This window comes from Klenkia sp. PcliD-1-E (genome assembly GCF_024124375.1).
GTDB lineage: Bacteria > Actinomycetota > Actinomycetes > Mycobacteriales > Geodermatophilaceae > Klenkia.
Genome location: NZ_JAMXRZ010000136.1, coordinates 1 through 9820 on the forward strand (window position 1 = coordinate 1; position 9820 = coordinate 9820).

8 protein-coding genes are annotated in these 9820 nt (G+C 74.3%); 1 reads left to right on the plus strand and 7 read right to left on the minus strand.

Annotated elements, in window-relative coordinates; translation table 11 throughout:
- On the plus strand, positions 1-947 hold a 947-nt coding region (locus NH342_RS19735), incomplete at its 5' end, for a ParB/RepB/Spo0J family partition protein (protein ID WP_253017511.1).
- 159 nt (positions 948-1106) lie between these two features.
- Here NH342_RS19735 and NH342_RS19740 read toward each other — a convergent pair.
- The 7 genes from NH342_RS19740 to murJ all read right to left on the minus strand — a co-directional run.
- Positions 1107-2087 (minus strand): D-alanine--D-alanine ligase, encoded by a 981-nt coding sequence (locus tag NH342_RS19740; RefSeq protein WP_253017513.1) that lies wholly within the window; start codon positions 2085-2087, stop codon positions 1107-1109.
- Positions 2084-3499 carry a PLP-dependent aminotransferase family protein gene (locus NH342_RS19745; RefSeq protein WP_253017515.1) on the minus strand — a complete coding sequence of 472 codons (1416 nt, stop codon included), beginning with the start codon at positions 3497-3499 and terminating at the stop codon, positions 2084-2086. The genes NH342_RS19740 and NH342_RS19745 overlap by 4 nt, the downstream gene beginning before the upstream one ends.
- Before the next feature lie 35 nt (positions 3500-3534).
- On the minus strand, positions 3535-4656 hold the full coding sequence (locus NH342_RS19750) for an N-acetylmuramoyl-L-alanine amidase (protein ID WP_253017517.1): 1122 nt from the start codon (positions 4654-4656) through the stop codon (positions 3535-3537).
- Positions 4657-4858: 202 nt separating this feature from the next.
- A complete protein-coding gene (gene trxA, locus NH342_RS19755) occupies positions 4859-5185 on the minus strand; it encodes a thioredoxin (RefSeq protein ID WP_253017519.1) in 327 nt (108 codons plus the stop codon).
- Positions 5186-5229: 44 nt separating this feature from the next.
- Positions 5230-6180, minus strand: a complete 951-nt coding sequence (gene trxB / locus NH342_RS19760; RefSeq protein ID WP_308200711.1) for a thioredoxin-disulfide reductase — start codon at positions 6178-6180, stop codon at positions 5230-5232.
- A 133-nt stretch (positions 6181-6313) separates the two neighbouring features.
- Entirely contained in the window at positions 6314-7927 is a 1614-nt protein-coding gene (locus tag NH342_RS19765; RefSeq protein ID WP_253017523.1) for a protein kinase family protein, read from the minus strand.
- A gap of 65 nt (positions 7928-7992) precedes the next feature.
- Positions 7993-9820, minus strand: a 1828-nt coding sequence (murJ, locus tag NH342_RS19770) for a murein biosynthesis integral membrane protein MurJ (RefSeq protein WP_253017525.1), incomplete at its 5' end; no start/stop codon positions are given.

The window sequence follows — 9820 nt, forward strand, 5'->3', positions numbered from 1 at the left end:
GGGGCGCGGTCGCCGCGCACGCGCACGTCGCGGCCGCCGCCGAGCGCGCCGCAGCCGGACTGGCGCCCGCCCCGCCCGCGGCGCTGGCCCCGGTCGCCGACCGGACCGAGGACGTCGCCGGCGTCCCCGGCGCGCAGCTGCGCGAGGTCGCCGTCACCGACGTCGTCCCCAACCCCAAGCAGCCGCGGTTGGTCTTCGACGACGAGGCGCTGGAGGAGCTGACCCACTCCGTCAAGGAGTTCGGCCTGCTCCAGCCCATCGTCGTCCGCGAGCGGGGCGAGGGCGGTTACGAGCTGATCATGGGCGAGCGCCGGCTGCGCGCCGCCCGGGCCGCGGAGCTCGAGACCGTGCCGGCGATCGTCCGGGACACCTCCGACGACGCGATGCTGCGCGACGCGCTGTTGGAGAACATCCACCGGGTCCAGCTCAACCCGCTGGAGGAGGCCGCGGCCTACCAGCAGTTGCTGGAGGAGTTCGGCGCCACCCACGAGGAGCTCGCCAGCCGGATCGGCCGCAGCCGCTCCCAGGTCACCAACACCATCCGGCTGATGAAGCTGCCGGTGAAGGTGCAGACCCGGGTCGCCGCCGGTGTGCTGTCGGCCGGGCACGCCCGCGCGCTGCTCGGCCTGCCCACCCCCGAGGCGATGGACGCCCTGGCCACCCGCATCGTCGCCGAGGGCATGAGCGTGCGGGCCACCGAGGAGGCCGTGGCGCTCGCCGTCGCGCACGAGCCGGAGGCGAAGCGGAAGTCCGGCCGCACCATCACCGCCCCCGGGGTCGAGGACCTCGCCCACCGGCTGTCGGACGCCTTCGAGACCAAGGTCAAGGTGCAGATCGGCCGGGCGAAGGGCCGCATCGTCGTCGAGTTCGGCTCGGTCGACGACCTGCAGCGGATCGTGGGCATGATGGCGCCCGAGATCACCGGCCGCAGCCAACCGCCCGCTTGACCGCTGTTCCGTCACTGACGGAATCGGCCGGCGGGACGGCATGGATCAGGTGGGACGAGGAATGCGCATCCTCCGCCGTCGATGTCGGTGGCGGAGGATGCACGGTGGTCGTCGCACCTGATCCACGCCGCACCTTGGATGCTGCCCCCGTGGCGGGCGTCAGCGGCGGGCCGCGGCCTGGTGCAGCAGCCGGGTGAGGACGTCGCCGAGCCGGTGCCCGGCCGCCTCCACCGCCATCGGGAACATCGACGTCTCCGTCAGGCCCGGCGACACGTTCACCTCGAGGAAGTGCACGGTGCCCCCGGCGTCGACGAGGAGGTCGGTGCGTGACAGGTCGGCCAGGCCCAGCGCCCGGTGCACCGTCACCGCGCAGTCGGCCGCCCGCTGCGCGACGTCGTCGTCCACCCGGGCCGGCGTGTGGTACTCCGTCAGCCCCGGCGTGTAGCGGGAGGTGTAGTCGAAGACCCCGGACTCCGGCGCGATCTCGACCGCCGGCAGGGCCTGCGGCCCCTCCCCCAGGTCGATCACCGACACGGCCAGCTCGACGCCGTCGACGAAGCGCTCGACCAGCACGGTGTCGCCGTAGGCGAAGCAGCTGACCATGGCGGCCGGCAGGTCCTCGACCCGGGCCACCTTCTGCGCACCGAGCGCCGAGCCGCCGGACGCGGGCTTGACCATCAGCGGCAGGCCCAGCCGGGCCACGATCAGGTCCAGGACGGCGCCCGCACCGAGCTCGCGGAAGGTGGAGTGCGGCAGCGCGACCCAGTCCGGCGTGGTCACCCCGGCGGCGCGGACGACGGACTTCGCGGCCGGCTTGTCCCAGGCCAGCCGGCAGGCCGCGGCCGGGGAACCGACGTAGGGGATGCCGGCCAGGTCGAGGACCGCACGGACCGCGCCGTCCTCGCCGGTGGAGCCGTGCAGGGCGATGAAGACCGCGTCGGCGGGGGCGGCGGCCAGCCCGGGCAGCAGGTCGGCGTCGGCGTCGCGCAGCTCGGCGTCCAGGCCGGCGCGCAGCAGGGCCTCGACCACCTGGGTGCCCGAGGACAGGCTGACCTCGCGCTCGAAGGTCAGGCCCCCGGCGAGGACGACGGCGCGCAGCAGGTCGGTGTCGGGGTCGGTGTCGACGGGCCGGGTGCTCACGGCTGGTCACCGCCCACGTCGCCGATGCTGTCGGAGGAGGCGGGCCCGGTGATCGGCTGGGCGTCGGGGACCTGCGGGGCCGCGGGCCGGACCGCCCGGAAACGGCCGGTGTCGACCGACCCGAACGTGCTGTGCAGGTCCAGCTCGGCCTCCACCACGCGGGCCAGGCGGCGCACGCCCTCACGGATCTGGTCGGGCTCGGGGTAGCAGTAGCTCAGCCGCATGTACTCCTTGCCCTGGCCGTCGGCGTAGAAGCCGATGCCGGGCACGTAGGCCACGTGCGCGCTGACCGCGCGGGGCTGCATGAGCTTGGCGTCCAGGCCGGGGGGCAGCTTCAGCCAGACGTAGAACCCGCCGTCCGGCTTGGTCCAGCTGGTGCCCGGCGGCATGAGCGCGGCGAGGGATTCCAGGGTGGCGTCGCGGCGCTCGCGGTACAGCTCGATGAAGGTCTTGATCTGCTGCTGCCAGGGCTGGGTGTCCAGGTACCGGGCGACGGCGTACTGGGTGAGCGAGGGCGGGCACAGCACCTGCGCCTCGGTGGCCAGCACCAGCTTCTCCCGGACGGCGAGCGGGGCGAGCACCCAGCCCACCCGCAGGCCCGGTGAGAAGGTCTTGGAGAACGAGCCCAGGTAGATGACCCGCTCGGCGTCGCGCGCCCGCAGCGCACGCATCGGCTCGCGGTCGAAGCCCAGCAGGCCGTAGGGGTTGTCCTCGACGACCAGCAGGTCGTACCGGTCGGCGATCTCCATGACCTTCGCCCGGCGCTCCTCGGTGAGGGTGATGCCGGCCGGGTTGTGGAAGTTCGGGATCGTGTAGAGGAACTTGACCTTGTCCCCGCGGGCGCGGCACTCGACGAGGGCGTCCTCGAGCGCCTCGGGCACGAGGCCGTCGTCGTCCATGGCGACGTGCTGCACTCGGGCCTGCGCGGCCTGGAAGACCCCCAGCGCCCCGACGTAGGACGGCGCCTCGGCCAGGATGACGTCCCCGGGGTCGCAGAAGACCCGGGTGACCAGGTCGAGGGCCTGCTGGGAGCCGACGGTGACGACGACCTCGGACGGCGAGGCGTCGGTGATGCCCTCCAGGGCCATGACGTCGCAGATCCGCTCGCGCAGCCGGGGATCGCCCTGGCCGGAGCCGTACTGCAGGGTCTGCGCGCCCATCCCGGACACCAGCTCCCCGATCATGGAGCCGACGGCGTCCAGTGGCAGGGCGGTGACGGCGGGCATGCCGCCGGCCAGCGAGACCACCTCGGGCCGGCTGACGACGGAGAACAGGGCCCGGATCTCCGAGCTCTTCATGCCGTGGGTGCGGGCGGCGTAGCGGTCGGCCAGCGGGTCCAGCCGCGGGTGCCGCGCCGGGACCGGGACCTGGCCCGCTGAGCCGACCGGGAGGTCAGGCGTCGGGGAAGGCATTCCCGCAGTGTAGGGACGTCAGCTGACGGAACCGGTCAGGCCGGGGTGGACAGCTGGTACGTGCCGGTCGGCGGGTCGGCCTCTGCGGGCAGGAACAGCCGCTGCACGGCGGCCAGCACGCTGGAGGCGACCGTCGAGCGCAGCCGGGCGTCCAGCAGCAGCTGCCGGTCGACCGGGTGGGAGAGGTAGCCGCAGTCCAGCCGGATCGCCGGCATGCGGGTCAGCCGCAGCAGGTCCCACGTCTTGGCGTGCGAGCCGCAGTCGAGCATCCCGGTGCGGGCGATGACCTCACGGCGCAGCAGGTTGGCGAACTCCTCGCCGACGGTGCTGGAGACCCCCGACCCGGTGCCGTAGTAGTAGCTGGCCACCCCGCGGGCGTGGCGGGACCCGTGCGCCTCCATGTGCAGGGAGACGAACAGGTCGGCGCGGGCGGAGTTGGCGAAGGCGGTGCGCTCGGCCATGGAGGGGCCGCCGTGCCGGCCGCGGGTGAGGTAGACCGTGGCGCCGGCGGCGGCCAGCCGGCCCTCGATCCGGGACGCGAGGTCGAAGACCAGGTCGGCCTCGGTGGTCTCGCCCGCGGTGAAGCCGGTGTCCTCTCCGCCGTGACCGGGGTCGATGACGATGACCCGGCCGATGAGGTGCGGGCCGGACTCGACCATGCCGGCGCTCTGCCGCAGCAGCTGCGGCCGTCCACCGGTGACCCGACGGCCGAGCTGGCGCAGCGCGCGCAGGGTGCCCGGGCCGCAGGTGCCGTCGACGGTGAGGCCGTAGTCGCGCTGGAAACCACGCAGGCCGGCCTCGGTCTCCGCGCCCAGGATGCCGTCGGCGCGGCCGGCGTCGTAGCCGAGCTCGAGCAGCCGCTCCTGCAGGCTGTGCACGTCGTCGCCGCGCATGGGGCGCTCGGGGTCGTAGCGCAGCAACCGGTCACCGAGGGACCAGCGGGCCTCGGTCAGCGCGCGGTAGGTCTCCTCGCCCACCCGGCCGTCGACCGACAGCCCGCGCACCTGCTGGAAGTGCCGGACGGCGAGCGCGGTGGCCTCGTCGTAGACCGCGGTGCCACCGCCGTCGGGCGGGGTGGTGAGCAGGCCGAGACCGCGCAGGGCCGCCTGGACCTCCGCGACGGCGGGGCCGGTGCTGCCGGGGAGCAGGATCTGCACGCGGGGGTCGCTCCAGTCTGGGTGTGTCCGTGTCGCCACCGATTGTGGGCCTCACCGGGCGTCCGGGCGAGGGCGGGGCGTCCGGACGCACGAACGGGGGGTGCGGGCCGCCGGCCCGCACCCCCCGTGACGTACTGGAACGGCCTGGTCGCAGGGACCCGCGGTGCGCGGAGCGCACCGAGGGGGGCGATCAGGTCCTTGTTCAGATGAAGTCGGCGAGGTCGGAGAGGATCGCGCCCTTGGGCTTGGCGCCGATGATGCTCTTGACCGGCTTGCCGCCCTGGAAGACGGTCATGGTCGGGATCGACATGACCTGGTAGTCCCGGGCGATCTGCGGGTTCTCGTCGATGTTCAGCTTGGCGATGGTGAGCTTGTCCGCGTGCTCGGAGGCGATCTCCTCCAGCACCGGGGCGACCATCTTGCACGGGCCGCACCACTCGGCCCAGAAGTCCACGAGCACCGGCTTGTCGCTGCCGAGCACGTCGGTGGCGAAGCTGTCGTCGGTGACCTTCACGGTGTTGCCTGCCATGGGGGTGGCTCCTTGCTGTCGGGTCGTGCGGTGGGTGGAGGGGGTCAGCGCTCGTCGAAGGCGTCGGCGAGCCAGCGCTCGGCGTCGATCGCGGCCGCCGCGCCGGTGCCGGCGGAGGTGATCGCCTGGCGGTAGATGTGGTCGACCACGTCACCGCAGGCGAAGACGCCGTCGATGTTGGTGCGGGTGGTGGGGTGCTCGACCTGGATGTAGCCCTCGTCGTCCAGCTTGAGCTGGCCGGCGAAGATCTCGCTGCGCGGGTCGTGGCCGATGGCCACGAACAGGCCGGAGACGTCCATGGTCTCGGTCTCGCCGGTCTCGGTGTCGGTCAACGTCACCGACTGCACCTGGTTCTCCCCGTGCACGTCGGTGACCTGCTTGCCCAGTGCCCAGCGGATCTTCTCGTTGTCCTGGGCGCGCTTCTGCATGATCTTCGACGCGCGCAGCTCGGGACGGCGGTGCACGACGGTGACCGACTTGGCGAACCGGGTGAGGAAGGTGGCCTCCTCCATCGCCGAGTCACCGCCGCCGACGACGGCGATGTCCTGGTCGCGGAAGAAGAACCCGTCGCAGGTGGCGCAGGCGGAGACGCCGTGGCCCAGCAGCCGGGCCTCGTTCTCCAGGCCGAGGTAGCGGTACTTGGAGCCGGTGGCCACGATGACGGCGTGCGCGCGGTGCACCTCGTCGCCGACCTTGACCACCTTGGGGGTGGCGGTGAGGTCGACCTCGGTGACGTCGCTGGGCACCAGCTCGGCGCCGAAGCGCTCGGCCTGGGTGCGCATGTCGTCCATGAGCTGCGGGCCCTGGATGCCCTCGGGGAAGCCGGGGAAGTTCTCCACCTCGGTGGTGGTCATCAGCGCCCCGCCGAACTGGGAGCCCTCGAACACCAGGGGGTGCAGGTTCGCGCGGGCGGCGTACGTGGCGGCGGTGTAGCCGGCCGGGCCGGACCCGATGATGATCAGGTCGCGCACGCCGTCGTGCTCGGCCGGCGGGATCGCCGGGGACTGCCCGGTGTCGCCGGGGGCCGAGACAGCGGGGCCGGGGGTGGGCTGGTCGTTCGTCACGGGCGGCACAACGGACAGCCTAGGGCGCGCATTCCCGCGCCACCGCCGACGTCCGGCCGGCGGCTCAGCCCGCGGAGAGCGGGGAGACCTCGGCGAGGTCGGCCCGGAAGCCGCCGTCGGCGGGGACCAACGAGGTGATCCAGACCAGCACGTAGCGGGCGGTGACCGGCTCGGCGAAGGACAGCTCGTCCGCGCCGCCGGTCAGGTCGCCCTGCGCACCGACGGCGTAGGAGTCCAGGTCGCCGTCGGCGGAGTCGCCGGTGCGGACCTCCACGGTCGCGCCCTGCGACCCGGTGACGGTGACCCCGGACAGCGGCTGCTCCGAGCCCAGGTCGTAGAGCACGCCCACGCCGGGCTTGAGGTTGCCGAAGTCGGCCGAGCCCCGGTAGGTCAGCGTCGGCCAGGAGGTGGCCGGGTCGCCGTCGTAGGACTGCGGGACGTCCTGGTCGTTCTCCGGCTCGCCGTCACCGAAGGGGTCGAAGACCTGCGCGGTGCTGATCTGCAGCGGGGTGCCCGCGGGGGTGCCCTGGTCAGCGCCGCCGTCCTCGCCCGCGCTGGTGGGGGCGGTGACGCCGGGCGTGGAGCCCTGCACCTCGTCGACGCTGCTGGCCGCGGAGATGACGTTGGTGCCCAGCCACCAGCCTGCGGCGACGACCAGCACCAGCGCGAGCAGCGGCAGGCCGACGACGGCCAGCCGGCGGCGCCAGCCGGGGGCCTGCGGCTCGTCGTCGACCAGGTCCTCGTCGTCCTCGCCGGCGAAGGCCGAGCCCCAGTCGAGGTCGTCCTCGTCGTCGCGGTCGGCGACCACCCGGGGCACCGGGGGGTAGCTGTCCGGGGAGAGCGGGACGGCGTCGTCGCGGCGCAGCGGCTGGCCGGCGGCGCTGGCCGCGGCGTCCTCGGCGTCCCGGCGGTCGCGCAGCTTGCGCAGCCAGCCGCTCTCGGATTCGTCGCCCCGGACGGCCAGCTGCGGTGCGGTGTGGCCGGTGCGCGGCCGGTCGCCGAGCAGCGCGGCCATCGCCGCGACGCTGGACAGCGCGGTGCCCGGCTCCGTGGAGCGGGCGCGGCGGACCAGGGCGGCCAGGTCGGGCTGCACGATCTGCGGCGGTTCGGCGCCGGGCTCGTCGCCGCGGCGGCCGGTCAGGCACAGCTCGAGCAGCGCACCGAGCGCGGCGATGTCGCCGGGGACGGTGCCCTCGGCGGCGGGGACGGCGAGCAGGCCGACCAGGCCGCCGGGCCGCAGCACGACGTGCTCGGGGGTGAGCCCGCCGACGGCCAGGCCGACCCGGTGCGCCTCGGCGACGCCCTCGGCCAGCCGACGGACGACGGTGCGGGCCTCGCGCTCGGGCAGCGGACCGGACGCCAGCCGGTCGGCCAGCGTCTGGCCGTCGATCCACTCGTTGACGACGTAGGCGGCGGGGCTGTCGTCGGGGGTGCCCTCGGCGGCGTCGTAGACCATCGACAGGGCCGGGGTGGCCAGCCCGCCGGCGGTGAGCGCGCGGTTGATCCACTCGCGGGCGGCCGGGCCGCCGGGGGTGTGCACCCGCAGGGCGACGTCGCGGTTGAGCACGCGGTCGCGGGCCCGCCAGGACCGGATGGTGCCGGTGCTGGTCGGCTCGTCGGGGGCGAGCTGGTCGATGGGGCGGTAGCGGTCGGGCAGGCCGGTGGTCGTCGACGTCACGGACGCTGCCGACCTCCCCGGTTCCCTGCCGGCGCCCTCGCGCGCCGGTCGCGGTGCCGGGCCGCTCACCGCCGTGCCCCGCCCAGGCGCGCCCGGACGGCTGCGACCGGGCCCGAGACCTCCGGGACCTTCGCCAGCACGACGCCGATGACGACCACGACGCCGATCACCAGGCTACCGACCAGGAGGGTCACGAGCGACCCGGTGACGGAGGTCCCGGCGACTCCGCTGGTGAGGTGCGCCGCACCCCAGCCCACCGCGCCGGCGACGACCGAGACGACCAGCAGCTTCAGCACCGGTCCAGCGGTGTCCCCCGTGCGCAGCGCACCCAGCCGGCGCCGCAGCGCCAGGTCCCCGACGACCCAGCCGGTGACGTAGGTCAGCGACGTCACCACCATCAACCCGGCGACGACGTGCTGCGGCTCGACGACGGCGGGGACGGCGAGGAGCAGCGGTACCCGGACGACGATCATCGCCACCTGGATCAGCGTGGGGGTCCGGGCGTCCTTCATCGCGTAGAACACCCGCAGCTGGAGCAGGGTCACCGCCATCGGCAACAACCCGAACGCCCCCACGGCGAGCGCGAAGCCGATGGTGCGTGCCTGGTCCACGCTGGTCTGGCCGTGGCCGAAGGCGACGGTGGTCAGCGACGGCGACAGCACGGCCAGCAGCGCGGTGACCGGCAGCAGGCCGACCGCCGACAGCCGCATGCCCAGAGAGAGGTCGGCCGCGACCCCGGGCACGTCGTGGCGGCTGGCCGCCCGGCTCATCCGGGGCACGAGCGCGGTCAGGAGGGCGACACCGATGATTCCGTAGGGCATCTGGAAGAGCAGGCTGGCCCGTGCGAACGCAGCCGGCCCGAGGCCGCCGTCGGCGTAGGCCGCCTGCGCGACCCGGGTGGCGACGACGACGCCGACCTGGCTGATGGCGACGTAGGCGAGTACCCACAGGCCGAGCGTCCCGACCTCGCTCAGCCCCACCCCGCGCAGGCCCCACCGCGGTCGCAGCGGCACCCCGGCCCGCCGCAGCTGCGGCAGCAGCACGAAGGCCTGCACCGCGATGCCGAGCGTGCTGCCGATGCCCAGGAGCCAGACCTGGGTGTCGGTGATGGTCAGCGGCGTGAGGTCGCCGGGCCCGCCGGCCAGCACGAACAGCACCGCGGTGACCATGACGACGAGGTTGTTGAGCACCGGCGCCCAGGCCGGCCACCCGAAGACACCGCGGGCGTTGAGGATCGCCGACGCCAGGGCGCCCAGCCCGTAGAAGACGATCTGCACCAGCAGCAGCCGGGCCAGCCAGTTGGCCAGCGGGACCTGCTGCGGGTCGGTGATGCCGTAGGCCCTGGTGAGCAGCGGGGCGGCCAGCACCGCGATCGCGGTGAGCACGGTGAGACCGGCCATCGCGAGGGTGGTCAGCCGCTGCGCGTAGCCGGTGCCGCCGTCGCGGTCACGTTCCTGGGCGTGCACGAGCAGCGGCACGACCACCGAGGTGAGCACGCCACCCAGGAGCAGCTCGTAGACGATGTTGGGCAGCGTGTTGGTGATGTCGTAGGCGTTGCCCACGGCACCGACGCCGATGGCCGCGGTGAGGGCGACCGTGCGCAGGAACCCGGTGATCCGCGAGACCAGGCTGGCCACGGCCATCGTGCCGGCGGCGCGCAGGATGCCGCGGCTGCCGCCGGGGGTGCCCTCGCGGGCGACGACGGTGCCGGTGTCCTCGTCCTCGTCCGCGCGGGTGGGCACCGGCGGCAGGACCGGGATGACCTGGGTGTCGTCCGGGCCCGGGACGAAGCGGGTGCGGAAGGGCGCCTGCTCCCCCGACCGGGCCGGCGGCGGTGCCGCGGGCGGGGGCACCGGCGCCGGGCGGGCTGCGGGGGTCGGCGGGGCGAGGGCC